The following is a 23740-nucleotide window of genomic DNA, read 5'->3' as shown; positions in this document are numbered from 1 at the left end:
TAATGAAAATCACCATAGTCGCAGGCGCAAGACCTAATTTCATCAAAATCGCACCGATCATCAAGGCGATTGAAAAAAAGCAAAACGAAGGAGTGAATGTTTCCTTTCGTTTGGTGCATACGGGTCAGCATTATGACAAAAACCTCAGCGATACTTTTTTTGAGGAGTTGAATATCCCAAAACCCAACAGTAATCTGGAAGTAAAAAGTGGTTCACAAGCGGAACAAACTGGAGCCATTATGGTCGCTTTTGAAAAAGAATTACAACACAATCCTTGTGATTTGGTTTTGGTGGTTGGCGATGTCAATTCGACGATGGCTTGCGCTATTGTAGCCAAAAAACAAAATATAAAAGTCGCTCACGTCGAAGCAGGAATTCGCTCTAGCGATATGACAATGCCTGAAGAAATCAATAGAATTGTCACTGATAGTATTACGGATTATTTCTTTACAACCTCAACCTCAGCATCCGAAAATTTATTGAAATATGGTATTGATGCAACTAACATCCATTTCGTGGGCAACGTAATGATTGATACTTTATACCAAAATTTGGATCGAATTTTCGAACCCATTTTTTGGACAGCATTCCAATTGGAAACTGGAAATTACATCATTCTTACGTTGCATCGTCCGTCAAACGTTGACGAAGAACAATCGCTAATTCAATTACTCCAAGGAATTGATAAACTGGCTGGCGACAAAAAAGTGGTTTTTCCGATTCATCCAAGGACAAAAGCAATTTTGGGCGAAACGAATTTGGAATTGAAAAACATTCTTTTTGTGGAACCACAAGGTTATTTGAATTTTATGTACCTCATCAAAAATAGTTTTGCCGTAATTACTGATTCTGGAGGAATTTCGGAAGAAACTACTGTTCTTGGAATTCCTTGTTTTACGATGCGAAATAATACTGAAAGACCCGAAACGCAAAGCATTGGAACTAATACTTTGGTGGGCACTTCGGTCGAAAATTTGAAAAAAGATTTTGAAGCGTTTTTGAAAAATGGAAAGAAAAAATGTGGAATTCCAGAACTTTGGGATGGGAAAGCTTCAGAAAGAATTATTGATATTCTACTTGAAAAATAATGGGCAAAATCCTAATTATATCAAATTATTATCCGCCAGAAAAAGGAGCTGCCGCTAATAGAATTGAGCAGTTAGCTCTGAAATTAAATCAAAACAATTACCACGTTTCCGTGATTTGTCCGCTGGGAAATTATCCAAAAGGAGCGTTGTTTCCAGAATACAAAGGCAAGTTTTCAGTAACTGAAAATCTTCAGAATATCACCGTGAAACGGCTTTGGATTTATCCGAGTGTGAGCAAAAATATCTTTAAAAGAACACTCTCCATTTTGTCATTTTCAAGTGTGCTTTTTTTCTATTTATTGTTTAAAAAAACACCTGAAAAAGTCATTGTTCAATCGCCCCCATTGTTGTTGTCTTTTATCTCTGTTTTTGTGCTTTCGCTAAAGCAAAAACAAATAATTTTGAATGTTTCAGACCTTTGGCCGTTGGCAGCAATTGAATTAAATGCGCTTAAAAAAAATAGTTTTTCTCATAAAATTTCCTTGTTTTTTGAACAGTTTATTTATTCGAAAGCTACTTTAATATTTGGTCAATCCAATGAAATAATTACACATATTCAATCGCTATTTCCAAAAAAAGAATGCCATTTGTATCGCAATTTTCCTGATCATCAAACTTCGGAAATGGATTTAATAACTAATGTAAACGAACCTATAAAACTTTTCTATGCAGGATTGTTGGGTGTGGCTCAAGGCGTTTTTGAATTATGTCAAAAAATAGAATTAGAAGGTTTAAATATTGAATTACATATTTTTGGTAACGGTGCTGAAAAACTTCAAATAGAAGAACTGATTAAGCAAAATCCACAGAAAAAAATCTTTTTTCACGGAATGCTAGAACGCGATATGCTTCACGAAAAACTACAAACTTTTGACATTGCTATTGTTCCTCTAAAAACAAGAATTTACGGCTCTGTCCCTTCAAAAATATTCGAATATGGTGCATTGGGATTCCCGATACTTTATTTTGGCGGTGGCGAAGGTGAAACCATTGTTAAAGAAAATACTTTAGGTTGGGTTGCAGAAGTTGGAAATTTTGAAAGTTTAAATTCATTTTTAATTGAAATCTCAAAAACAGGTAAAGTCCAAATTCAAATGATGAAAAAACAGATTTTTGATTACGCTCAAACCAATTTTGATCTGAATTATCAAATAAAAGAGTTGATTAAAAAAGGTGTGTTTTAATATGCTTTTTCATCCCCTTTTAACATATTAAAGAGTGTAATAAAGATGATTTTAATGTCTAATAAAATGGACCAGTTTTCCATATAAAAAATATCATATTTCACTCTATTGATGATATCTTCATCTGATTCTACTTCCCCTCGGTAGCCATTTGTTTGCGCAAGTCCTGTAATTCCAGGTTTAACAAAATGACGAACCATAAATTTATCTACTTTTGAAGCATATAAGTTTGCCACACTTACCATGTGGGGTCTTGGTCGTACTACTGACATTTCACCTAATAAAACATTGAAAAATTGAGGGAGTTCGTCAATGCTAGTTTTCCTTATAAACCTGCCCACTTTGGTTATTCGAACATCATTTTTAGAAACAAGTTCTAAATCTGCCTGGGCGTTTAGCTCCATCGACCTGAATTTATAACAATTGAACTCTTTATAATTGAGTCCGTTTCTTTTTTGAATAAAAAATACAGGTCCTTTTGATTCCCATTTGATTAAAAAAGCTAAAATTGGTGTTAGCCAAGACAACAAACCTATGATTACCATCATAGAAAAAATAATGTCAAAAACACGTTTAATGATTTTATTTAAAGTTTCGTCTTGCAAAATGTTTCTCAAGGAAATAACAGGAATATAATCATAGTATTCGAACTTTACACTCCTTGAAAGAATTTGCTTTTCATTAGGAATAAATTTTAAGGTCTTTAGATTATTATCTGCAAAATCTATGATATTATTTATTTGACTATCTGATAAATCGGTCATTGAACAATATATTTCATCTGTTTTATTCTCTAAAGCAAAGGAAAGGCATTCGTCAATTCGTTGTTTTTTATGCTCTTCTAAAGTAAATATTTTAATTAATTTATAGCCATAATCTGGGTTTTCAGTAAAAAACATTTTTAATGGATTAATGTTTTTATAGTTACCCAACAATACAACAGTTCTGAAATTTCCGCCAAATAATACTCTGAATTTTCTAAGAAAATAATAAATAAAAAGCTTAAATGATACTATCAAGAACAGGGCGGTAAAGACAAACAAAGCCACCTTTTTTTGATTGCCTGTTTCGGAATAGAAATATTCTAAAAAAAGACAAAATAAGGTGAAAATAGTTCCTTGTTTTAAGGTACAATTTAAGATTGCAATAACCTTAGTATATCGATACACCTCATAAAAACCAAGATTAGCAGCAATAATAAACCAGGTAGAACTTATGAAAACTGAATAATAGATTTCATTTGTATGAAATGGCATAATATAATGAGCCAATACATTGATGATAATTAAATCAATCAAATAAGAAAAAGGGCGAATGTAGCCTGAATACCTTCCTGTTTTAGTCTTCACTAATTTATGTGTTTAGAAAAATCTTTCATTTTACATTAAAAATTTGTTCTAATATCTTGATGGTAATTAAATATGTGGGTTTCACACCTGTTGTTCCCAATCCGCCTGAAGCTAATGTGCTTCCAGTTTCTAAAGGATTATCAGAAGCATAGTAAGCGTATCTCACTTTCACATCCTTAGGAATACTTTTTCTGATTTTTGATGCAGATTGAATGGCTTTTTGATAATAAGAGCCTTCCATTTCCAGTCCAATCACTCCCCAAGTCGATTCGTGAAAGAACTTCAATAAATCTTTATTTTGCAAAGAAGTTCCTAGAACAGTAACCATTGGACCTTCAAAAACGGCAATTTCATTTCCTTCAAACATTGCTGCTTTTAATTCGTTATTAAAGAAATAATTGTCCGCTGTTCCTTCATTGATGTGAGCTGTCGGAATCATTATATCGCCTTTTCCACCTTCTAGAATTCCAGCTTTTCCCATTATGGAAACTGATTCAACATTAATTAAACTGTTATTTTTCTTGAAAGGCTTCAATAATTCATCGATAGTTTCATAAGCTTGTTCGCCAAAAGCATAATCCATAACAATAATTACCGGTTTTTTAGCTCCTGTTTTAGCTGTTGGAAAAGATGATTTTGCCCAATCAATTTTCGCTGTGTCAAAAATTTGAACATCGATGTTAGTTCCAGAAGCATCTGGAACTGAAATCATTCCGTATTTTTTTGCAAATTCCTCTACTTTATCTCTTACTTCATAAGCCCCTGATTTACTCAATTCTTCATAAATAAAGAAATCTGATTTGTCTTTAAACTTGGTTTTTAAGACAGTTGTGGCAAAAATGGAATTCATAACGCTGTGCATATTGGCACTAATAATATGAATTGGACGGTCTAAAAGTTGGTTTTCTTTTAAAACTTCCTTGATATTAGTTGCCCAAATTTCGCCGTGAATATGATGTCCAAGCCTTTCTCTTAAAATTGGACTAAAAGTTATTGTTCTTTTATTGTCATCAACAATTTCTTCGATGGCTAATTTTCCCAACCAATAAATAACGTGTAAAAAACGATCTGGTGATAATTCAGTTCCAAAGGCATCATAAATATCCAAAACTTCTATAAAAGTTCTTCCAAGAATATTGGCAGCGTGTGATACAGCTTTCTCTTTTTCTATTTGTGTAAGTTTCTTTTTTTGTGAAACTGCTATTTCTAATTTTTGCCAATCACGAGAAACTTCGCCAGCATCATCCAATAAAACTCTGTTTCTTATCTTGTGAGATTCAATGAAAATGAACGTTAAATGCGTCAAAATATCATAAATGTCCGAACGTCCACGGGTAATTTCGACATTCATTTGTTCTTCGTCAATGCGATAACAATTTCTTTTTCTTTTTGGAGGAATTATTGCTTGAAAATGTGATTTCGAATATCCTTCGTCTGAAGTTAAATTGATAAATCTACATTCTTCAATTCCAACCGGGAGACGCTCTATAACATATAAAAGCCCATTCAATTCTACTTTTTCTTCGCCTATATTTCCATAAATTTCTGGTCGCAAAGAAAGCAATGCTTCGCGCAATGTTTCGCCAGAAACTCCCATTGGTTTATAAAAACCGCGGTTAAATAAATGACGCATTGTGATGTACATTTTTTCGATTGCCGCCGATGATTCTTGCGCTCTTGATCTTGATATATTTTTTATTTCTTTCATTAGTTTTTATTTTGTAACCTGCAAATGTAAGGCTTTTATAGTTTAGTTGGTTAAAATAAGATTTATTACTGGTTCATTTATCATCATTTTACCCAGAGAGTCGTTATTGTTTTCCTTTGATTTTCTATTCCATTTTCCTCCAGAAAAAGAATAAATAAAATCTCTTTCCACATAATTATAAAGAACAAAAGGATAATAGGTTTTTTGTGTTTGTGTGATGTTTGTGTTAAAATCTGTAATGGTTTTTTCGACTTTGTTTTTTTCTACCAACAATTTTTCAAAGCCTACAAAAAGGCCGTTTTTTGGAAATTTTAAATTAAATTCGGTTAAATCAAATCGGTTGGTTCTTGTTCCTTTTTTTACAGTAACAACGCAATCTTTGTCAAGAAGTTCTTCGCTAGGAAAACCATCAGAATCAACATTATAAAAGTGAATTTTAATGATGGCATTTTCAATTCTACTGTCGGTATAAATGGAAACTTGTTTGATGTATTTTGTTTTTTTATAAGCAGGAAAATAAGGGAAATATTTGGTATCGATCTTTGGTCCATTATCGAATGCTTGAAAAATTTCGCTATGGGTTTTACCAATTTCTATTTCTTTAGTTCCAATGCTTTTCGAAATTACAACTTCATTTAAGGAATAAGCAATTGGTGTTAAATTAACTTCTGAAGATTCTGAAGCCTTGATAATTTTCTTCTTGTATCCTAAGGTTGAAAAAATTAAACTTTTATTTTTGACCGTAGTGTTGATATTAAATGTTCCATTTTCCTCAGAAGTTGAGCCAACATTTTCGTTTTCGACCCAAATATTTACATACGGAATTGGTTTTCCAGTAAGGCTGTCTTTTACAACTCCTTTTATTTGAGATGAAATTGAACAGGTAAATAATAGAAAAAAATAAAGTGTTTTTTTCATTTTTTATTTTAATAAATCCACGATTTTTCTATCGTTACTCAATCTCGGAATTTTATTTTGTCCTCCTAATTTTCCAATGGATTTCATTTCATATTGAAAATCATTTTTGCCAGACTGAAATTCGCCTAAAAATAATCTATAATTTAAAGCTTCTTAATTTTAAAAATTTTTCTACGATACCTGCAAAATTATTTATAAACGCACACGTATCTATAAAATTATAATGCTTCATACAAAAAAAACAAAATTATTTACTTTCTTTGAAGTAAAATAATACGATACTTATTTAAAATATGTTTTTAAAAAAATTTATTCCATTATTACTTCTTTTTTATTATGTTCCCGTTAAAGCTCAAGAAAGTAAACCAAGTAGCAATAGCAATTATTCCTTTATTGGATTGGGATATTCTTTAGGGAAAATAATTCCATCATTAAGTATTTTTCCCGATTCCAAACAGCAACAAAGCTTTGATTTAACTTATGGCATATCCACATACGGAGATAATAATCTTTGGGCAAAACATTTAAATTATCCTAAAACTGGATTAATGTTTTCTTATTCTGATTTTGGAAATCCTAAACAACTTGGCGTCGGATTAACATTGATGCCTTTTTTTGACTGCGGTGTTTTCGATAGTTTTACCAAAAGAATCCGTTTTCAAGCAGGTCTAGGTGGTTCCTATACCACAGTTATATTTGATAAAGTAACAAATCCAGGAAATTATGGCATAACCACTCATATTACATGGGCATTTCGTGTTTTTATGTATTACAGCCTTATACAAACAAAAGACTATGCCATAAAAATAGGGGCTGGACTAACCCATTTTTCTAATGGACACACACGATTACCCAATCATGGTTTAAATTCTGCTTTAGCAACAATAAAAACCGAACTTTATTTTCCTAAAACACAAGCACCTATATTAGTCAATAAACTAGCCGAAACGAACAATGGTCGTGATGTCCAAAACTATTTTTCAACACGTTTTGGTATAGGAATAAAGGTTTTGTCAAGAAATTATGATGCTCAAAAGGGTGTGCTTACTTCTTCATTTTCATTTGGAAAAATTAAACACAAAACATACAAATATGGATTAGGATTGTATTATCATTTCTACGAAGATTATTACGATTATATCAAGGAAGATGGGCAAATTATAAACGACAAGTTTCCAAATTTTAAAAAAGCTCCGATACAATATTCATCTGCATTGGGAATTTTTTCCAATTTTGAGATTTTAATGAATCATATCAGTTTAGAAGCTGAATTAGGTGTCAACTTATATAAACCAGCTTATAAAATGGATTGGCAATTAAATGATGGTCTTACCTATTATCCAAGAGAATTTGGGGTAAAAGACAAATTTAAGAATGTAATTTCTACTCGACTTGGTCTTCGATATTATGCCTTAAATACAAAAAAATCGCCGCTTCACAATCTATTTCTTGCCACAAATATTAATGCAAATTTGGGGCAAGCTGATTTTAGCGAATTAAGTTTTGGATATGTTTACAGTCCGAAAGCAGCAAAAAGTAAAAATTAATTCCTTTTAATAGTATAAAAACGAGGAAGTTCTAAGCTCCTCTCAGCAAATCCACAATTTTTCTATCATTGCTTAGTCTAGGAATTTTATTTTGCCCACCCAATTTTCCAATGGATTTCATATAATCTTGAAAGCTGTTTTTAACGACTTTGGTAACAACGACTTTTCTCAAAACATTACCCACAATCAAATCATCGTAATACATATTTTGTTTGCGCATTGCGTTGTCTAATGCTTCCGCAAAAGCATCTGGATTTTCAGGTTCATTTTCAAATTCGATAAACCATTCGTGGTATGGCAAACCTTCCTTTGGAGTAATTTGTGGTGCAACCGTAAATTCGTTGATGCGAATTGTTGTTCCAATTGTGGCTTCTTGCAAAGCACTTTCGACTTCTTTTCCAATCACGTGTTCGCCAAAAGCTGAAATGTAATGCTTGATTCTTCCTGAAACAATTATGCGATACGGTTTCAAAGATGTAAACTGAATTGTGTCGCCAATATTGTATCCCCAAAGTCCTGCATTTGTCGAAATTATCAAAACATAATTGACTCCTAATTCAACTTCGCCAATGGTGTGCCTTTTTGGGTTTTCAGAATAAAATTCGTCACTTTTGATGAATTCATAGAAAATTCCAGAATTCAACAACAGCAACATTCCTTTTTCTTTTTGGGAATCTTGATAAGCAAAAAACCCTTCGGAAGCTGGGAATAATTCAATACTATCTACTTTTCTTCCTATCAAATTTTCGAACTTGGCTCGATAAGGTTCGTAATTTACACCGCCATAAATAAACAATTTGAAATTTTTAAAAATTTCGCCCACAGGCTTCCCTCCTTTTTGATGCAATTTTTCGAAATACATTTGCACCCAAGAAGGAATTCCAGAAATCACTGTCATATCTTCGTTGAATGTTTCTTCGACAATGGCATTAACTTTAGTTTCCCAATCTTCAATACAATTAGTTTCCCAAGAAGGCATTCGGTTTTTTTGTAAATATTTCGGGATAAAATGCGCCACAATTCCGGATAATCTTCCCAATTTTACTCCGTTTTTTTCTTCCAAAATTGGACTTCCTTGTAAGAAAATCATTTTTCCGTCGACAAAATCGGCTTTTCCTGTTTCGTGAATATAATGCAGAATTGCGTTTCGAGCTGCTTCAATATGAAATGGCATCGATTCCTTGGTAAGCGGAATATATTTTGCGCCTGAAGTGGTTCCTGAAGTCTTGGCAAAATAGAGCGGTTTACCTTTCCAAAGAATATTTTCCTCGCCTTTTACAACTTTTTCAATATAAGGTTTCAACTCTTCATAATCTCTAACGGGAACGTTTTTGGTAAAATCTTCGAAGATTTTTATTTGGTCGAAATGATGGTCAATACCAAACTTTGTTTTTTTCGCTTGACGAATTAAATTCTCGAAAACTTGTTGCTGCGTTGCAATTGGATTTGTTGCCCAAAGTTGCGTTTTTCGATAAATGTAGCGGGCAAAAATTTTAGCAAAAAAAGGTTTTAATGACATTTATTTTTTTGTTTTTTTCTTCTCTTTTGGAAGATTGGTTTTTTCCTCATTTGCCACTTGATCCCGTAATTCTAATTCTTCTTTTGATGGCGATAAATCAACTTTTGATGGTGCTTCGCTGCTTGTCGCTAAAATGGAATCTTTATTGAATTTTGCATACTCTAATTCGCCTGTCAACACTTTTTGAATCGATTGTATATAGGCTTCGTTTTTCTTTAATTCATTGGATAATGAATCCGATTTTAAAGCTAATACGGTGGCATCTCTTTTTAATTTAGAAGAAGAATAACCCGGAATAAACTCGCGCAAAGGAGTAAAAGCGATAATATAAGTGGTAAACAAAATCAATAAAATAGCACTAATAGTTACCGTTACAAAAACATTCATCAGATTCAGTTTGAAAGAAAAAAGTTCTTCAAATGTATCCTCATTCAAAATAACCAAACGGTTTTTTGTGAATAATTTATTGTGGAGTTTTCTTCTTTTAAGTCTTTTTTCTGGCATTTTATAAGTTTATGTTACAAATATAATAATTAAAGTCTTGAAATCACTTGCCGTTTTACTAATTGAAATTTATGGCAAATGAAAAAATTACCAAATTTTTAACGCATCATAAACTAAATAATTAGGCTAAAATGAATTTAGGTAAAGTATTTCTATATACCTTTGCCTTCATATTTATTACAAATTTGCTTCGGCAATAAATTATTTAATTATGGGAAGATTAGGCGTAACGGAAATCCTTGTTATATTAGCTGTTGTTTTATTGCTTTTTGGAGGTAAAAAAATTCCAGAATTAATGAAAGGTTTGGGTAGTGGAATTAAAGAATTCAAAAATGCTGCAAAAGACGATCAACCAGCTGATAAAAAAGCAGACGAAACTAAAGAATAAATTTCTTTAATTTTAAAAGGAAAAAAATTCCAAACTCCAAACAATTTCGTTTATGGGTTTGGAATTTTAGTTTATTGAACCTATTGTAATTTCAAGACTTCTTCAATTATTTTTTGTTTACAGCTTTCCCAGTTGAAATCTTTGAACATTTTGGTTTGTGGTTGCGAATCCGCTTCTTCAAAATAATATAGACTTTTCAAGACCATAAATTCTGAACCATCAAAATATTTTTCGTTGTAAAATCCCATCATTTGTTTTAAAGTAAAATCTTTTTTGCTTCCTCTACCAGCAATAGCGTTTAGTTTCATTGCTGCAACATCAGCTTTTGAAAGCATCCTAATTCCTTCTATTTCAAGTGGTTTATCTAAAATTTTATATTGATAATTTACAAAATCAACTTTAATTCCTGCAACATCGGTTATTAAAATGTTTTTTGAGCTTTTCGTAACCTCAGTTTTTCCATAATTATTCAATAAATTTGTAAATAATTCTGGATCTATTTCTTGTTTTCCAAATAACTCAATGTCAATTGAGTTTCTATGTCCAATTTGCAACTATAATGAAGTGCCTCCAACTAAATAAAAATTCGAAAAAAATTCAACTTTCATTAATTTTCTTAAGAGTTCCATAAGTTCTGGAACAACTGTCTGTGTTTGAAGCATCTGAATTCAGTTTTATTGATATTAAATAGTGTTGAAACAAATGAAAGTGTAACAGCATCTAAAGACCTTGCGTTTAAAGACGCTTCTTTAATTGCTTCCATTCCATATAAGTCTTTAATTAAATTCCAATCTTTCATTTTTCCATATTCCAAAACTCTTTGTATAAAAAATGATTGGTATTTATTTAATTCAAATCCACATCCCAAAAAAGATGTTTCGAAAAGTCGTTTATGGTTATTTCTTTCTTCATAAAACAAAGATAACTGTTTTTACAAAACCATCGTCAACTGGATTCGTTTTCAAAGTATATAATCTAAATAATTCTCTTGATTGATGATTTCGAAACTTGCTTCTGGATACGACTTTGCAAATTCAGTTGGAATTTTTGCTTTTGCTTTTCCGTATTTATATTCAAAAGCCGACAACCTTTCGTCTTTTTCTTCTATTCGATCTATTTCTTGTTTGGTATGGGTGCGCCAAAAATAGTCGTGAACAAAATTTTCGGTATAACTCATTTTTTTTATTCTTTCTGAATTCAAATAATTTTCCCAAAGCTTACCAACATCTTCTCTACTATTTAATGGATTAAACGAATTGATAATGGCATTTCGAATACCGTTATCCACAAAATACCATTTTTTCATTTTAGTGATTTCATTGTCTCTATTTCTACTGAATCCGGACACGCTGTAAATTATAAATACTTTGGTAAATAAATCCAAATACTTTTCGACGGTGTTTTTGCTGATTTGCAAATCACGCCCCACACTTTCGAGTGATAATTCACTACCCGTTCTAAAGGCAATAATCTGGAGCAACGCAATAATTTTGTCTCTCTTTTTGATGCCTTCAAAAGCAAAAATATCACGTAACAATTGGGTGTTTACCAATTCTTTTAAATAACTTATTTTATCTTCTCGATTTGTAATATGGCTCAATTCGGGATAACTTCCCAATATTAATCGGTCTTCGAGGTTATTTCGGGTTTCGAGTAAATTTTCATTCTTTGCATATTCTATTTGTGAAATTGGAAATAAATTAACTGTTTTCATTCGTCCAACCAGTGGTTCTCCTAATTGATTGTTTATTTCAAACGCTGAAGAACCCGTTACCAAAATTTTCAAATCTTCGATAGTGTCCACCATCAATTTTAGTTTTTTGCCAATAGCAGGTATTTCTTGTGCTTCATCAATTATCAAAAATTTGGTATCTCCAAGCAATCTTTTAAAATTTGCCGTACTCTGAATTTCTAATAAATTATGCGATTCTATATCGTCTCCGTTTAAAAAAAGTACTTTCTCATTTACTTTTTCTATGAGTTTCTTAATAAGTTCGGTTTTGCCCACTCGTCTTGCTCCCAATAGTACAATTACTTTGTTGGCTTGTATTTTTCGCAAAACTAAATCAAGTGCCAATCTGTCTATTTCCATAAAATTTAGATTTTAAACAGCACAAAGATAGCTTATTTATCTATTTCCGTCAATTAATTGACGTAATTTTATTAATTTCCGTCAATTAAGTGACGGAAATAAACATTTTACAAAACCATCGTCAACTGGATTCGTTTTCTATTTCGATTGACTGTTCTAATTTTCTATCTTTTCGAAAATAGTTTTAATAAAAGCAAAATACTGATCCTTTTCAGAAAATGTATCAATAAATTTTTGCAGAATTTCATTTTGATTTCTATCTAAAACCAATTCAAGAACATTAATGATTTTAGATAATTCAATTGTTCTGTTTTCTACCAAATCATCTCTATTTAAACCAAGCTCTTTGATTGTAGTGACAGCTCTATTATTTTTGGGGAAAATTAAAAAAGTCTTTGTAATCTCATCAAACTCAAATTTCAAAAAATCGTCTGGATTTTCATCAACGGGATTAATAAACGGTCCACCTTCTTGTTCTAAAGGAAATTTATCTCCTTTATTTGATTTACCATTACATATTGGACACGAAATCAAAAAATTATTCCATTCAAAACATAAGTCAGGGTATTTTGATTTTGGTTTAAAATGCTCTATTTGTCCATAATCTATATGAGTTATATGACTTTCGCAGAAAGCACATTTCTTCTTAAACATTACTTTTAAAGAATCTTTAACCTCACTTTGATTATAGCGTTTTTCTATGTTTTGAAAGTTTTTTTTGTGTTCGGCTGTTTTTGATTCTTCATAAATTTGTTTGGCTTTCAAATATTCAATTGTCCAATTTTCAGCATTTTGATCTAAAACATCTGGTTTATTTGTTCTAGCTACCTGTATCATTTTAAATATTTTTCAGCAAATTTGGATAATTTATCATCTAAATCAGATGTAGAATTTGGATATGCTTTTTCAATATTTGGAGCTAATTCTTCTATTTTTTCTTTGTCCTTTTTAGTAAGTTTTGACTTCCCTTTCAAAATCACATATTCATCTAGCATTTCTTGTGTAGTTTTAGATCTTGGACTTTCAACTTCAAATAAATCCGAAATTAATATTTGATCTATTCTCCAGCCTTTTACTTCGTCTGGATCATTATCAATAATTACTTTATCTCCCTCTTTTCTACAAACCACAATATTGGCTTTCTTGTCTAAAGCAGCTTGTACAATCAACGGACTGTGTGAAGTAGCTATAAACTGCGCTTTAGGAAAATGTTCTGATAATTTATTGATAACCGTTCGTTGCCATTTGGGATGCAAATGCAAATCGATTTCATCAATTAAAATAATTGCAGGTTCTTCTAATGGATTATCACTATTTGGATATTGTTCCATCATTTTGGAAGCAATATCAACAATTAGAGCTGTTAAGGTTTGATAACCAAAACTTAAATCTCGCAGATTTATCCATTCATTTTCATTGATTTTTACTTCTAAAGACGCTTTTTCGATTAAAGTTTTAATTTCTTTGATTCGAATACCTAAAACATCGGGTAAAAAATCGATTAAAATTTTAGAAATCAAATCTAATTGTTGCTTTAATTTAATTTTAATACCACTTTCGCTAGTCGAAAATGCTAAATATTTCTGCAAATACCATTCTTCGGAATTTATTAAATCAATACTTTCGTCAAAAAGAGAAGTGATTTTATTTTTACTTTCCTCTAATTGAGAAAGACTTGTGCTTTTGCTCATTCTTCTAGATGCTCCATAAGAAATCAAGAAAGAATTTACTTCTTTATAGCCTAGCATTTTAGCAATTCCATCTTTTAATCTTAAAGATAGAAAAGCATTAGAATCATTTTTTTTAATAAATAGCTTTGCATTTGAATTATCTATTTTTGAATTTGATAAAATAAATTCAAAAGCAAATTTAGGATTTGAAAATAATTGATTTTCGTGCGTGGCTTCTACTGGCTGCATCCTATCTAAAACCCGCAACAAAGTAGTTTTCCCGGTACCATTATCTCCCAAAATAATTGTCCAAGGTGAATAATTGCCATTCCCATCAGATAAATCTAAAGTTTGTTTGTCTTTAAAACAATTAATACCTTCTAATTCTAAAGAATAGAAATAAGAATGCTCTTTGTTTTCCTGTTCAACTACTTTTTTCTTTTCCATTTTATTTTCAATTAGTAACAAAAATACGAAGATTTTCGTTTACAAAACCATCGTCAACTGAATTCTCTTTCTATCTTCATCTACTTCCGTGACTTTTACGGTAACGTGTTGGTGTAACTTCACCACTTCATTTACGTCGCTTACAAAGCCTGCTTTGAGCTGAGAGATGTGTACCAATCCACTTTCTTTAACTCCAATATCTACAAAGCAACCAAAATTGGTAATGTTGTTGACAATTCCGGGTAAAACCATTCCAGTTTTTAAGTCTTTAATCGTTTTTACATTCGGATCAAATTCGAAAACTTTAGCCGATTTTCTTGGGTCTAATCCAGGTTTTTCGAGTTCTTTGATAATATCTTTTAATGTTAATAAACCAATTTCTGGTGTGATATAATTCTCTGGTTTTATTAAAGCCGTTTTCTCTTTATTGGCAATCAAATCATTTACGGAAAGTTTTAAATCTTTTGCCATTTTCTCTACAATTCCATAAGCTTCAGGATGCACGGCTGAATTATCCAGCGGGTTTTTAGCATTCGAAATTCGGATAAATGCAACTCCTTGCTGATAGGCTTTCTCTCCCAAACGAGGCACTTTTTTAAGCTGTTTTCTATCCTCGAAAGGACCGTTTTCCGAGCGATATTGCACGATATTTTCGGCCAACTTCTCTCCTATTCCACTCACATAACTCAACAAATGCTTGCTCGCCGTGTTGATATTTATTCCAACCGAATTCACGCAACGAATTACCGTATTGTCTAATTCTTCTTTGAGTTTCGTTTGATCCACATCGTGCTGATACTGTCCCACTCCTATTGCTTTCGGGTCAATTTTTACCAATTCGGCCAAAGGATCCGACAATCGCCTTCCAATAGAAACCGAACCACGAACCGTCACGTCATAATTAGGGAATTCCTCTCGCGCAATTTTCGAGGCGGAATATACCGATGCTCCTGCTTCTGAAACGATGAAAACCTGAACCGGCTTGTCGAAAGCGATTTTTTTGATAAAGAATTCCGTTTCGCGTGAAGCTGTTCCGTTTCCGATTGAAATAGCATCGATTGAATACGCATTGACCATCGATTTTATCTTTTTCATCGCCATTGCTGTTTCATTTTGTGGCGCGTGCGGATAAATGGTTTCATTGTATAACAAATCTCCTTTTTCGTCGAGACAAACTATTTTGCAACCGCTTCTAAATCCCGGATCAATGGCTAAAATTCGTTTTTCTCCCAAAGGTGGCGCAAGCAATAATTGTCCCAAATTATTAGCAAAAACCTGAATCGAATTGACATCAGCCTTCGCTTTGGCTTCTTGCAAAGCTTCATTGGAAATAGCTGGATTCAGCAATCTTTTATAACTGTCTTCAATGGCTAATTGTACGTGTGGCGTACTTGAATTTTGACCTTTTAAAACCAATTCATCAATAATATCATAGGCTTCGTCAATATCTACTTCTACTTTAAACTTGATAACGCCTTCGTTTTCGGCACGAAGCATCGCCAACAATCTGTGTGAAGGTGCTTTTGTCAAAGGTTCTGACCAATCGAAATATTGATTGAATTTTTGGGCATCTTGTTCGTCTTTTTTTGTTTTTACCACCTTGGTCGTGATGGTTGCTTTTCGTTGAAAAAGTCTTCGCAACTGTTTACGAACATAAATGTTTTCGTTAATCCATTCGGCGATAATGTCACGTGCTCCTTGCAAAGCAGCATCTTCGTTAATCACATTGTCATTGATGTATTTGGTCGAAATAAAATCGACATCTTCATTTCCTTGAGCCATTATGATTTTGGCCAAAGGTTCCAATCCGTTTTCACGGGCGACATCGGCCTTGGTTTTTTTCTTCTTTTTGAATGGCAAATAAAAATCTTCCAACTCTTGCAAATCAAAGCTTTCTTGGATTTTTTTATCCAATTCTGGCGTTAATGCTTTTTGCTCTTCAATCGATTTTAAAATTGCTTCTTTTCGCTTTACAATAACTTCATAATCTTTTTGAAGTTTGGCAATTTGTTCTATTTGAACTTCATCCAAATTTCCTGTAGTGTCTTTTCGATAACGGGAAATAAACGGAATGGTGCAATCTTCTTGCAAAAGTTCGACTGTTTTTTGAATGTTTATGGCTGCTGTTTGTACAGACTTGGCTATGAATTGTATGTTGGTCATTTTTGGATTATTTTTCGAACAGCTAAAATAATATCTTTGAAACTTAATTTTAGTTAAATGAATATTTTATTCTGCTATTTTTTGATTTTGAACGGAATCGCTTTTACCTTAACAGCTTATGACAAACATTTGGCAAAAGCCCAAAAACGAAGATTTTCAGAACGTCCTTTGTTAAGTTTTGTTTTCTTTGGAGGAACGATTGGTTCGGGTTTAGCGATGCTTATTTTTAGACATAAAACTTCTAAAAAAAGCTATCTCTTAAAATTTTGGTTAATTATAGTTATGCAACTTTTGGCAGGTTATTTATATTTAAACCATTGAAAATCATTATAAAAAAAGCCCGGTTTTCGACCGAGCTTATATAATTTTTGGTGCAAAGCACCCTTTTTTTGTAAAATCTAATCCTGAACAATAAAATCCTTGGAAACTTCTTCCCTTTTATATTCAGGTTGAATATTGATGTGGTTAATTTGGAATTTATCGAATAAAACGTGCTCTATTTTATGCAATATTTCATTAAATTCAGACATTTTTATGTCTTCCTGACAATCCAGATGGGCTTCAAGATGCAGTTCCTCTTCGTTAAGATACCAAACGTGAATGTGGTGCAATTTACCAACACCTGAGATTTTGTGTACTTCAGCAATAATTTTATTAATATTGATGTGATCAGGTGTAAAAAGCATTAGCATTTGTGTAGATTTTATAAGTAAATCAACACCTACAACTATTAAATAAATGGCAATAATCAACGTCATTACGCTATCAACCCAATACCATTGAAAATATTTCATCAACAAGCCGCCAACTAATACTGCAACCGAAGCCAACATATCTGTAAACAAATGCAAATAAGCCGATTTCATATTTAGGTTTTTATCCGCATCTTGTTTTAACATTAAAACAGACAAACCATTTACGATTATTCCTAAAAGAGAAAGCCAAATTACTAATTCAGAAGCTATTTTATGTGGATTAAAAAAACGTTCGGTAGCTCCGTAAACCAAAAATAATGCAACTATTATTAATGTCATTGCATTTACAAAAGCCGCAATTAGTTCCGCTCTTTTGTATCCAAAAGTTTGATTGATTGAGGCTTTTTTTCTAGATAATTTAAAAGCTAAATAACTAAAAACCAAAGAAAGAACATCGGAAAAATTATGTAAGGCATCGGAAATTAAAGCTAAACTCCCTGAAATAAGTCCACCAATAACTTGGGCAATTGTGATTACAAGATTTAAAATAATCGAAAATAAAAGATTTTTTCCTTGTACTTCTTTTTTATGAATGTGACCGTGATTGTGTTCCAAAATATTTTAACAACTAATTTTATTAACCCTTGTTTGATGTCTTCCTCCTTCAAATTCAGTACTTATAAAAGTTTCAACCATTTCTACAGCTTGCTGAATTGAAGTATAACGTGCAGGAATACTTATAACATTAGCATCATTATGTAGTCGAGCTAAAACAGCAATTTCTTTCATCCAACATAAAGCGGCACGAACTTTTTGGTGTTTATTTGCAGTCATTGCAATTCCGTTTCCTGAACCACAAATCACAATTCCAAAATCTGCTTTTCCTTCAGCAACATCTTTTGCTACAGGATGACCAAAATCTGGATAATCTACAGAAGCTTCTAAGTCGGTTCCATAATTAGTAATTTCATATCCTTTCGTTTCTAAATATTGAACAATTGCTTTTTTATAATCTGGTCCAGCGTGATCATTTCCTATGGAGATTTTCATATTTTATTTATTTGTTGAGTTGCGCAAATTTAAGGAAAGAAACGAAGATTTGTAATTTATATTGATTAAATAATTTAAATATGCAACCTCATTGCTATTAACAACTTATGTTTTTAATAAAATTAATTTTGTATTAATTTCTTTAAATTAAAAGGTGTAATGTAAATAAATTGTTAATTTAATGTAATGTTAATAGTGTTTTGTAAATGATTGATAATCAGTTAACCTTAAATTAACATTTAATGTTTATAACTTTAGATAGAAATTCAGAAGTATTTCTTGTTTGTATTAAATAAAAACGTAATCCAAAATCGAGATGAAAAAAACAAATTTAGTTTGGTGAATTTTTAGAAAAGTTATTGATAGAAAAAACATTATTGTTAACAAAATTTTAAATAAAACTTATTTACAAAATCATCTGTTTTTAAATTATTAACCGTTGTTAATTGTTTTTTAAATTTACTTTAAAATGAACGTTTTATATCTCTAAAACTATGTTAACAACTATATATAAAAACAAATAACCACAAAATATTGATATTTAAAATAAAGTTATTGTAACTATTAACACGCTATAATAACCATTAAAAAATTAATTTAAATTTCTTTTTCTTTTTGTTGTTTTTAATAGATGTTGACAACTTTAAAATTTAAACAATATTCAAATTAGTATTTAATTCGTCTAAAATATTTTGAACCGAATCAAAATCGTTTGGATGAATTTTTAGTTTAATTCCTCCCAAAGCATTTGAATAAAATGGAGCAATCGATGACATCGTTTCATTTTCAAAAAAATAATGAATTCCTTCTTGATCTAAACGATGTTTTAGAACCACGATTTCGTGATTATAATTGAATATAGCTATGGTTTTAAATTCCTCCATTTTTTTAATTTTTATAAAGATACAAAAGTTATTATTTCTTTAAAACTAGAGGATGAATACGCTATACTGAATACTATTTTGTAATTTTAGACTTTTAAGAAACCATTTATGAGTAAAAAACTAAGAAAACCAGAAAATAAAGAGAAAGATTTTTCTAATAAAATTATAAAAATACTATCACAAAATTCAAATAAAGCTTTCAACTACAAACAAATAGCTGCTATTTTAGAGAAAGACGATACTAAAAGCAGAAACGAAATTATTAGGGATTTAAAAATTCTTGCTTCACAAAAAAAAATTACTGAAACTGATCCAGGAAAATATCTAATCAAAGCTATTAGTCAAGATTATTACGAAGGAACTATTGATATGACTGGACGAAAAACAGCTTATTTTGTTTGTCCAGAATTAGAAGAAGATGTTTTTATTCCAACAAATAATTTAAACAGAGCTTTAGATAAAGATACCGTAAAAGTCTATGTTTATAATAGAAGAAAAGGAAGAAGACCAGAAGGTGAAGTTATTGAAGTTATCGAAAGAAAAAAAACAGATTTTGTTGGTGTAATTGATATTCAAAAGAATTTTGCTTTTGTTTCAACTGCTAATCCAAAAATGTACACCGATATTTTTATCCCGAAAGATAAATTAGGAGAAGCAGAGCAAGGTGATGTAGTTTTAGTTCATATTGAAGATTGGCCAAAAAGAGCCGATAGTCCTTTTGGAACTGTGGTTAAAGTTCTAGGAAAACCTGGAGAACACGATACCGAAATTCACGCAATCTTAGCAGAATATGGTTTACCAGCAGAATTTCCGGTAGAAGTAGAGGTTTTTGCTCAAAAAATTGACACTTCTATTACTGAAGAAGAAATTAAAAATCGCCGTGATATGCGTGATACTTTGACTTTCACGATTGATCCAAAAGATGCTAAAGATTTTGATGATGCTTTATCTTTCAAAAAATTAGAAAACGGACATTACGAAATTGGAATTCATATTGCCGATGTTTCTTATTATCTTCAAGAGGGAACTATTCTTGATGATGAAGCCTATCAACGTGCTACTTCGGTGTATTTAGTGGATAGAGTAGTACCAATGTTACCTGAAGTTTTATCTAATTTTGCTTGTTCATTACGACCTCAAGAAGAAAAATATACTTTTTCAGCTATTTTTGAAATTACCGAAACTGCACAAGTTGTCAATCAATGGTTTGGAAGAACTGTGATTTTTTCGGATCAAAGATTCGCTTATGAAGAAGCACAATATATCATAGAAACCCACACTAAAAACAAAAATTCAGATGAAGAAAAGTGGGTTCTTGACGAACAAGGAAAACAAAAATTAAATCCGTCAAAAACAAAAGATAATACCATTCCAGAAGAAATTTCAATTACAGGAAGTTCTTATAAAGTTTCGGATGAAATTGTAGCAGCAACTTTAAAAATGCAAGATTTAGCCCAAATTTTACGTCGAAATAGAATGAATAATGGAGCTATTTCTTTTGATAAAGTAGAAGTAAAATTTAATTTAGATAGTGAAGGAGAACCAGAAGGAGTTTATTTCAAAATTTCGAAAGATGCTAATCATTTGATTGAAGAATTTATGCTTTTAGCTAATAGAAAAGTGGCTGAATATATTGGAAAACAAAAGAAAACTTTCATTTATCGAATTCACGATGAACCAAATGAGGATAAATTAATTGCGATGCAAACCGTAATTGCAAAATTTGGTTATAAAATAGATTTCAGAAATAAAGGTGATATTTCAAAATCATTGAATAATTTATTGAGTGATGTTGTTGGAAAAAAAGAGCAAAATTTAATAGATACTCTTGCTATTAGAACGATGAGCAAGGCAAAATATTCGACTGATAATATTGGACATTATGGATTAGCTTTTGATTATTATAGTCATTTTACTTCACCAATTCGTCGTTATCCTGATGTAATGGTGCATCGATTATTGCAATTTTATTTAGATGGAGGAAAATCAGTAGATGAAGAAAAGTATGAAGCAAAATGTTTACATTGTTCTACAATGGAAGGTTTGGCAACCAATGCTGAACGAGATTCTATCAAATATATGCAGGTTAAATATATGCAAAATCACAACGATCAGGAATTCTTGGGTGTAATTTCTGGAGTAACCGAATGGGGAATTTTTGTTGAAATTATCGAAAATAAATGTGAAGGAATGATTAGAATCAGAGAAATAAAAGACGATTATTATACTTTCGACGAAAAACAATATGCACTTGTTGGTGCTACAACAAAGGCATTATTACAATTAGGTGATGAAATTTACGTTAAAGTAAAAAATGCTGATTTAGTAAAAAAACAATTGGATTTTAATTTTATTAGAAGAAACGAATAAATAAAAAAAATGAAAAAAATAGTAAGTATAGCTTTTGTATTATTAGCTCAAATAGCATTTTCTCAAGTAACGAGAGATCTTGGTGATTTTGATTCGGTTAAAGTATTTGACAAACTCAATGTAAAACTAATTCCATCCACTGAAAATAAAATAATTATTACTGGAAACAGGGAAAATGAAGTTGAAGTTGTCAATAAAAATGGAGAATTAAAATTAAGAATGCCTTTTCCAAAATTATTATCTGGTGATGATATTATTATTAAACTATTTTTCAAAAAGATAGAAACCATCGCAGCTAGCGAAGGAACTTATGTATCAAACGATCACACTTTTAAACAAACAATAATTACTATAGATGCAAGTGAAGGCTCTGAAATAAATTTAGATTTAGATGTTGATAAAGCAAATGTTAGAGCAGTTACCGGCGGAATAATTGAGTTATCAGGTAATGCAACTAATCAAAATGTAATTATTGCTTCAGGAGGAAGTTTTGACGGGAAAGATTTACACACTTCACAAACAACAGTTACTGTTTCTGCAGGAGGCCAAGCCGAAGTTTATGCCACATTATTAGTAGATGCAAAGGTAAAAGCAGGAGGATCGATAGACATTTATGGCAAACCAAAACAGATTAATCAGAAGACAATTTTAGGAGGAACAATTAGTGAAAAATAATAATATTTAGTTGTTTTTCTATTTTTAACAAATTTTATTTTTAATGATAAACGATATTTTATCAGGAATTCCTTGGGGATTTTTTTTAAGTTTTATGGTTGGTCCTGTTTTTTTTATATTACTTGAAACCAGTATTATAAAAGGATTTCGAGCGGCTTTAGTATTCGATTTAGGTGTTGTTTTAGGCGATATTGTATTTATAACAATTGCTTATTTAGGAAGTTATCGATTGATAACAAGCCTTAAAGATAATTCAGCTCTTTTTATGTTTGGAGGAATATTGATGCTGGCTTATGGCGTCATTTCATATATAGGATTACACAAAGAAAAAAAGATTGACACACATAAAATTGACAATGAAATTATTAAAAAAGATTACTTAGGTTTATTTATCAAAGGCTTTTTTCTGAACATTATCAACATTGGAGTTTTGGGATTTTGGTTGGCAGTAATTATTTCAGTTGGCCCTAAATTAGAAATGCAAAACTCTAGAATGTTTACTTTTTTCGCCTCTGTAATTTTATCTTATGTCCTTGTTGATTGCATTAAAATACTACTAGCCAAACAGTTAAAAAATAAAATGACGCCAACCAATATTCTTAAAATCAAAAAAGGAATCAGTATTGTCTTGATGATTTTCGGTATTGTTTTAATTGTTCAAGGCTGGTTTCCAAAGGAAAAAGAGAAGTTGAAACACGTTTTGGAAAGGATTGATAAGTAGTAACTTATAAACGATTTATATAATTTTTAAAAACTAATAAATTAAAAATGAATTCATTAATTACAGATAAAGAAAAAGAAGATTTTTTTATAAAACTTTATTTTAATACAGCTTATGGATTTGAACTTGCTGGAATAAAACGTGCATTTTTAGATTTTAGTAGAACTTTAAAAATTATAGATACTAATAGAATAACATTAAAATATAATGCAGAAATTTTTCTGTTAACAAATTTAAAAATAGGATTACAAAAAAAATTTATCAATCAAGAAGACTTTGATAATCAACACCAAATTTGGTGTAATGAGTTAAAAAAAACTTGGGATGAACTTTCATATGGTCAGTCTCAAAAATGGATTAATATGACTTTAAAGTATTGGCTGTTATTTGGTGAGAAAAGAATAAATGGTATAGAACTCAATGCAAAATATTTTCATATACCTATTGACAGTTATGTGCAAAAAGGAATGTTTAATGAAAAATCACCAAAAGCTTGGAGTAAAATTTCAAATTATAGTGATTATATGAGATACCAAATTGAACATAGAAATAAAGAAACAGGAAATCATCCTATTGTTGATGAGTTCAATTTCTTTAATAATTATACTCCATAAAAAATATAATTTTAGATAAAATAAAACATAAAAAAACCTCTCAAAAAGAGAGGTTAATTCAGAGGCATCGTCCGGATTCGAACCGGAGTAGGAGCTTTTGCAGAGCCCAGCCTAGCCGCTCGGCCACGACGCCATAATTAAATGGATGGCAAAA

Annotated in this window: 23 protein-coding genes and 1 tRNA gene; 9 read left to right on the top strand and 15 right to left on the bottom strand. The window is 31.0% G+C overall.

The window, feature by feature from the left end:
- Nucleotides 1-2 precede the first annotated feature (2 nt).
- A complete protein-coding gene (gene wecB / locus PHC28_RS01580; protein ID WP_300096032.1) occupies nucleotides 3-1088 on the top strand; it encodes a non-hydrolyzing UDP-N-acetylglucosamine 2-epimerase in 1086 nt (361 codons plus the stop codon).
- Nucleotides 1088-2272, top strand: a complete 1185-nt coding sequence (locus PHC28_RS01575; protein ID WP_300096029.1) for a glycosyltransferase family 4 protein — start codon at nucleotides 1088-1090, stop codon at nucleotides 2270-2272. Before wecB ends, PHC28_RS01575 begins: the two co-directional genes overlap by 1 nt.
- Here PHC28_RS01575 and PHC28_RS01570 read toward each other — a convergent pair.
- Genes PHC28_RS01570 through PHC28_RS01560 form a run of 3 tightly spaced genes read right to left on the bottom strand, consistent with a single transcriptional unit; the run spans nucleotide 2269 to nucleotide 6247 of the window.
- On the bottom strand, nucleotides 2269-3621 hold the full coding sequence (locus PHC28_RS01570) for an exopolysaccharide biosynthesis polyprenyl glycosylphosphotransferase (RefSeq protein WP_300096026.1): 1353 nt from the start codon (nucleotides 3619-3621) through the stop codon (nucleotides 2269-2271). The two genes, PHC28_RS01575 and PHC28_RS01570, sit on opposite strands and share 4 nt — an antisense overlap.
- Before the next feature lie 25 nt (nucleotides 3622-3646).
- Complete coding sequence (locus PHC28_RS01565; RefSeq protein ID WP_300096023.1) at nucleotides 3647-5329, bottom strand: hypothetical protein; 1683 nt, start codon at nucleotides 5327-5329, stop codon at nucleotides 3647-3649.
- Between the two features lie 42 nt (nucleotides 5330-5371).
- Nucleotides 5372-6247: a carboxypeptidase-like regulatory domain-containing protein gene (locus PHC28_RS01560; protein ID WP_300096020.1), complete on the bottom strand. Its 876-nt coding sequence runs from the start codon at nucleotides 6245-6247 to the stop codon at nucleotides 5372-5374.
- A gap of 293 nt (nucleotides 6248-6540) precedes the next feature.
- Here PHC28_RS01560 and PHC28_RS01555 point away from each other — a divergent pair, with 293 nt between their 5' ends.
- Nucleotides 6541-7794, top strand: a complete 1254-nt coding sequence (locus tag PHC28_RS01555; RefSeq protein ID WP_300096017.1) for an acyloxyacyl hydrolase — start codon at nucleotides 6541-6543, stop codon at nucleotides 7792-7794.
- Between the two features lie 31 nt (nucleotides 7795-7825).
- On the opposite strand, the gene PHC28_RS01550 is transcribed toward PHC28_RS01555, so the two are convergent.
- Both PHC28_RS01550 and PHC28_RS01545 read right to left on the bottom strand, forming a co-directional pair.
- Nucleotides 7826-9313, bottom strand: a complete 1488-nt coding sequence (locus tag PHC28_RS01550) for a GH3 auxin-responsive promoter family protein (RefSeq protein WP_300096014.1) — start codon at nucleotides 9311-9313, stop codon at nucleotides 7826-7828.
- Nucleotides 9314-9817: a peptidase gene (locus PHC28_RS01545; protein ID WP_300096011.1), complete on the bottom strand. Its 504-nt coding sequence runs from the start codon at nucleotides 9815-9817 to the stop codon at nucleotides 9314-9316.
- A gap of 211 nt (nucleotides 9818-10028) precedes the next feature.
- Here PHC28_RS01545 and tatA point away from each other — a divergent pair, with 211 nt between their 5' ends.
- On the top strand, nucleotides 10029-10205 hold the full coding sequence (tatA, locus tag PHC28_RS01540) for a twin-arginine translocase TatA/TatE family subunit (RefSeq protein ID WP_300096008.1): 177 nt from the start codon (nucleotides 10029-10031) through the stop codon (nucleotides 10203-10205).
- 80 nt (nucleotides 10206-10285) lie between these two features.
- Here the strand turns inward: tatA and PHC28_RS01535 are convergent, their stop codons facing one another.
- The 6 genes from PHC28_RS01535 to PHC28_RS01510 form a co-directional block, all read right to left on the bottom strand.
- Nucleotides 10286-10759 carry a hypothetical protein gene (locus PHC28_RS01535; protein ID WP_300096005.1) on the bottom strand — a complete coding sequence of 158 codons (474 nt, stop codon included), beginning with the start codon at nucleotides 10757-10759 and terminating at the stop codon, nucleotides 10286-10288.
- 62 nt (nucleotides 10760-10821) lie between these two features.
- Nucleotides 10822-11124, bottom strand: coding sequence for a hypothetical protein (locus PHC28_RS01530; RefSeq protein WP_300096000.1), 303 nt, complete (start codon nucleotides 11122-11124; stop codon nucleotides 10822-10824).
- A 42-nt stretch (nucleotides 11125-11166) separates the two neighbouring features.
- Complete coding sequence (locus PHC28_RS01525) at nucleotides 11167-12297, bottom strand: ATP-binding protein (RefSeq protein ID WP_300095997.1); 1131 nt, start codon at nucleotides 12295-12297, stop codon at nucleotides 11167-11169.
- Between the two features lie 156 nt (nucleotides 12298-12453).
- Nucleotides 12454-13134 (bottom strand): retron system putative HNH endonuclease, encoded by a 681-nt coding sequence (locus PHC28_RS01520; protein WP_300095994.1) that lies wholly within the window; start codon nucleotides 13132-13134, stop codon nucleotides 12454-12456.
- Complete coding sequence (locus PHC28_RS01515) at nucleotides 13131-14414, bottom strand: AAA family ATPase (RefSeq protein ID WP_300095991.1); 1284 nt, start codon at nucleotides 14412-14414, stop codon at nucleotides 13131-13133. Before PHC28_RS01515 ends, PHC28_RS01520 begins: the two co-directional genes overlap by 4 nt.
- 39 nt (nucleotides 14415-14453) lie before the next feature.
- Nucleotides 14454-16577 (bottom strand): Tex family protein, encoded by a 2124-nt coding sequence (locus PHC28_RS01510; RefSeq protein ID WP_300095988.1) that lies wholly within the window; start codon nucleotides 16575-16577, stop codon nucleotides 14454-14456.
- A gap of 57 nt (nucleotides 16578-16634) precedes the next feature.
- On the opposite strand from PHC28_RS01510, the gene PHC28_RS01505 reads away from it, so the two are divergent.
- Nucleotides 16635-16898, top strand: a complete 264-nt coding sequence (locus PHC28_RS01505) for a DUF1294 domain-containing protein (RefSeq protein ID WP_300095985.1) — start codon at nucleotides 16635-16637, stop codon at nucleotides 16896-16898.
- 77 nt (nucleotides 16899-16975) lie between these two features.
- Here PHC28_RS01505 and PHC28_RS01500 read toward each other — a convergent pair whose 3' ends face one another.
- From PHC28_RS01500 to PHC28_RS01490, 3 genes are all read right to left on the bottom strand, one after another.
- Nucleotides 16976-17887, bottom strand: coding sequence for a cation diffusion facilitator family transporter (locus PHC28_RS01500; protein WP_300095982.1), 912 nt, complete (start codon nucleotides 17885-17887; stop codon nucleotides 16976-16978).
- 6 nt (nucleotides 17888-17893) lie between these two features.
- On the bottom strand, nucleotides 17894-18322 hold the full coding sequence (rpiB, locus tag PHC28_RS01495) for a ribose 5-phosphate isomerase B (protein ID WP_300095979.1): 429 nt from the start codon (nucleotides 18320-18322) through the stop codon (nucleotides 17894-17896).
- A 650-nt stretch (nucleotides 18323-18972) separates the two neighbouring features.
- Nucleotides 18973-19206, bottom strand: a complete 234-nt coding sequence (locus PHC28_RS01490; protein WP_300095976.1) for a DUF2007 domain-containing protein — start codon at nucleotides 19204-19206, stop codon at nucleotides 18973-18975.
- Between the two features lie 108 nt (nucleotides 19207-19314).
- Between PHC28_RS01490 and PHC28_RS01485 the strand changes: the two genes are divergently transcribed.
- From PHC28_RS01485 to PHC28_RS01470, 4 genes are read left to right on the top strand one after another with little or no spacing between them, the layout of a single operon-like run.
- Nucleotides 19315-21576 (top strand): RNB domain-containing ribonuclease, encoded by a 2262-nt coding sequence (locus PHC28_RS01485; protein ID WP_300095973.1) that lies wholly within the window; start codon nucleotides 19315-19317, stop codon nucleotides 21574-21576.
- 9 nt (nucleotides 21577-21585) lie between these two features.
- A complete protein-coding gene (locus tag PHC28_RS01480) occupies nucleotides 21586-22251 on the top strand; it encodes a head GIN domain-containing protein (RefSeq protein ID WP_300095970.1) in 666 nt (221 codons plus the stop codon).
- A gap of 43 nt (nucleotides 22252-22294) precedes the next feature.
- Entirely contained in the window at nucleotides 22295-22972 is a 678-nt protein-coding gene (locus PHC28_RS01475) for a LysE family transporter (protein ID WP_300095967.1), read from the top strand.
- Between the two features lie 47 nt (nucleotides 22973-23019).
- Nucleotides 23020-23586, top strand: coding sequence for a hypothetical protein (locus PHC28_RS01470; protein WP_300095963.1), 567 nt, complete (start codon nucleotides 23020-23022; stop codon nucleotides 23584-23586).
- Between the two features lie 62 nt (nucleotides 23587-23648).
- On the opposite strand, the gene PHC28_RS01465 is transcribed toward PHC28_RS01470, so the two are convergent.
- Nucleotides 23649-23719: transfer RNA gene (locus PHC28_RS01465), tRNA-Cys, on the bottom strand.
- Nucleotides 23720-23740: the final 21 nt, after the last annotated feature.

The sequence above is a fragment of the Flavobacterium sp. genome, assembly GCF_028712645.1.
GTDB lineage: Bacteria > Bacteroidota > Bacteroidia > Flavobacteriales > Flavobacteriaceae > Flavobacterium.
Note: the sequence above shows the minus strand (reverse complement) of the source record. Positions and strands in the feature narration are given on the sequence as shown.

Bases quoted from the DNA above. Each gene is read 5' to 3' on its own strand.
- wecB (WP_300096032.1), top strand. From the start codon at position 3: ATGAAAATCACCATAGTCGCAGGCGCAAGACCTAATTTCATCAAAATC.
- PHC28_RS01575 (WP_300096029.1), top strand. From the start codon at position 1,088: ATGGGCAAAATCCTAATTATATCAAATTATTATCCGCCAGAAAAAGGA.
- PHC28_RS01565 (WP_300096023.1), bottom strand. From the start codon at position 5,329: ATGAAAGAAATAAAAAATATATCAAGATCAAGAGCGCAAGAATCATCG.
- PHC28_RS01560 (WP_300096020.1), bottom strand. From the start codon at position 6,247: ATGAAAAAAACACTTTATTTTTTTCTATTATTTACCTGTTCAATTTCA.
- PHC28_RS01555 (WP_300096017.1), top strand. From the start codon at position 6,541: ATGTTTTTAAAAAAATTTATTCCATTATTACTTCTTTTTTATTATGTT.
- PHC28_RS01550 (WP_300096014.1), bottom strand. From the start codon at position 9,313: ATGTCATTAAAACCTTTTTTTGCTAAAATTTTTGCCCGCTACATTTAT.
- PHC28_RS01545 (WP_300096011.1), bottom strand. From the start codon at position 9,817: ATGCCAGAAAAAAGACTTAAAAGAAGAAAACTCCACAATAAATTATTC.
- tatA (WP_300096008.1), top strand. From the start codon at position 10,029: ATGGGAAGATTAGGCGTAACGGAAATCCTTGTTATATTAGCTGTTGTT.
- PHC28_RS01525 (WP_300095997.1), bottom strand. From the start codon at position 12,297: ATGGAAATAGACAGATTGGCACTTGATTTAGTTTTGCGAAAAATACAA.
- PHC28_RS01520 (WP_300095994.1), bottom strand. From the start codon at position 13,134: ATGATACAGGTAGCTAGAACAAATAAACCAGATGTTTTAGATCAAAAT.
- PHC28_RS01515 (WP_300095991.1), bottom strand. From the start codon at position 14,414: ATGGAAAAGAAAAAAGTAGTTGAACAGGAAAACAAAGAGCATTCTTAT.
- PHC28_RS01510 (WP_300095988.1), bottom strand. From the start codon at position 16,577: ATGACCAACATACAATTCATAGCCAAGTCTGTACAAACAGCAGCCATA.
- PHC28_RS01505 (WP_300095985.1), top strand. From the start codon at position 16,635: ATGAATATTTTATTCTGCTATTTTTTGATTTTGAACGGAATCGCTTTT.
- rpiB (WP_300095979.1), bottom strand. From the start codon at position 18,322: ATGAAAATCTCCATAGGAAATGATCACGCTGGACCAGATTATAAAAAA.
- PHC28_RS01490 (WP_300095976.1), bottom strand. From the start codon at position 19,206: ATGGAGGAATTTAAAACCATAGCTATATTCAATTATAATCACGAAATC.
- PHC28_RS01485 (WP_300095973.1), top strand. From the start codon at position 19,315: ATGAGTAAAAAACTAAGAAAACCAGAAAATAAAGAGAAAGATTTTTCT.
- PHC28_RS01480 (WP_300095970.1), top strand. From the start codon at position 21,586: ATGAAAAAAATAGTAAGTATAGCTTTTGTATTATTAGCTCAAATAGCA.
- PHC28_RS01475 (WP_300095967.1), top strand. From the start codon at position 22,295: ATGATAAACGATATTTTATCAGGAATTCCTTGGGGATTTTTTTTAAGT.
- PHC28_RS01470 (WP_300095963.1), top strand. From the start codon at position 23,020: ATGAATTCATTAATTACAGATAAAGAAAAAGAAGATTTTTTTATAAAA.